1 protein-coding gene is annotated in these 1,380 nt (G+C 48.6%); it reads left to right on the top strand.

Annotation, left to right across the window (positions count from 1 at the left end):
* Positions 1–86 precede the first annotated feature (86 nt).
* A complete protein-coding gene (locus IQ260_RS30610; RefSeq protein ID WP_193996804.1) occupies positions 87–1,373 on the top strand; it encodes a transposase in 1,287 nt (428 codons plus the stop codon).
* Positions 1,374–1,380 lie beyond the last annotated feature (7 nt).

The raw sequence follows: 1,380 nt of genomic DNA, 5'->3' as shown, positions 1-1,380 counted from the left end.
GTTAGTGTCACTAATTTTTCGCCATAGCTTGGTATCGTCTCAAATAGTTCAAAGTAGGGATTTACAGCCATACTGGATGCCTACCTATGACGATCCAAGACCGGGAAGCCCAAATCCTACGAGTCAAAGCAAGCAGTTTCCAGCCAGAACTGGATGCGGCGCTAGAAGACTCCCTTCGGACAGCCGTCGTCAGTGCCGTGAAAACGACTATTGAAGCGGCCTTAGAAGAAGAGTTGACCTCAGACCTAGCCAAGATGGGGGCAGATAGACCTCGCCGGTCAGGGCATTTCAACCGTGGGCTCGACACCCAGTATGGCCATATTGCAGCCTTGCAGGTCCCGAAATTGCGAAAGCGCAATCGGGATAGGGATTGGCAAATATTACAACGCTATCAACGTGGGCTAGGGTGCCTATTAGACTGGTTATGTTGCTTGTACGTGATGGGGTTATCACTGAGAGATCTTCAAGAAGCGCTATATTTTCTGGTAGGACATGTGCTTTCTCGGAGTGCCGTGAATCAAGTCACCCTCAAAGTTCAGCAACAGCTCGATACCCATCGACACGCTCCCATTACTCGGAGTCCGTCAATTTTAATTGTCGATGGTGTCTGGGTGGAAATTCAGTACACCCAGGATGACTTTAAGATTGACCGGTCCGGGCATAAACGTCAGTGTCGTGCCGCCGAAGACCGAGTTATTTTAGCCGCTTTGGCCGTGTGGGAGGATGGCACTTACGAGATGCTGCACTATGCGATTGCCAAAGAAGAAAGTGACGCAGAATGGACCTCGTTTTTTGACCATCTGATCGCCCGTGGCTTACGCCCAGACGTGGTGAAATTAGTGGTCAGTGATGGCACCTTGGGATTACCCAACGCCTTAAAGAAGACTCTGCCGGAAGCACAACAACAACGGTGTATTACGCATAAAGTCCGAGGTATCAAACGTTATTTAAGCTATGCTCAGTTACCTCAAACCAATGCGGATGGGCAATCGTTGAAGCCCGAGGTGGCAAAACGCCAACGGGCTAGCGAGATCAAATCAGCGGCCTATCAGATTTATGAAGCACCGACCTATGAGGTCGCACAACACCGCTTAGCGCAGTTTATCGAGTCTTGGAAAACGCTAGAACCAAAAGCTGTCCAAGTCTTTCAGCGTGATATAGAGCTGACGTTTACGTTCTATCAATTTGACCCAGATTTACATCGTCATATTCGCACGACCAATCATATCGAGCGCTTATTTCGAGAGTTTCGGACCAAGTCTGATGAAATTGGAGCATTCCCTCATGAAACGAGCTGTTTAACCGTCTTTTTCCTTGTCATTGAGCGAGACCATGCTAAACATGACCGCAAATCTGTGGCGAAAAATTCATGACACTAAC

The sequence above is a fragment of the Leptolyngbya cf. ectocarpi LEGE 11479 genome (genome assembly GCF_015207065.1).
GTDB classification, from domain to species: domain Bacteria; phylum Cyanobacteriota; class Cyanobacteriia; order Phormidesmidales; family Phormidesmidaceae; genus Leptothoe; species Leptothoe ectocarpi.
Note: the sequence above shows the minus strand (reverse complement) of the source record. Positions and strands in the feature narration are given on the sequence as shown.

Coding starts and splice junctions, on each gene's coding strand:
- IQ260_RS30610 (WP_193996804.1), top strand. CDS start 87: ATGACGATCCAAGACCGGGAAGCCCAAATCCTACGAGTCAAAGCAAGC.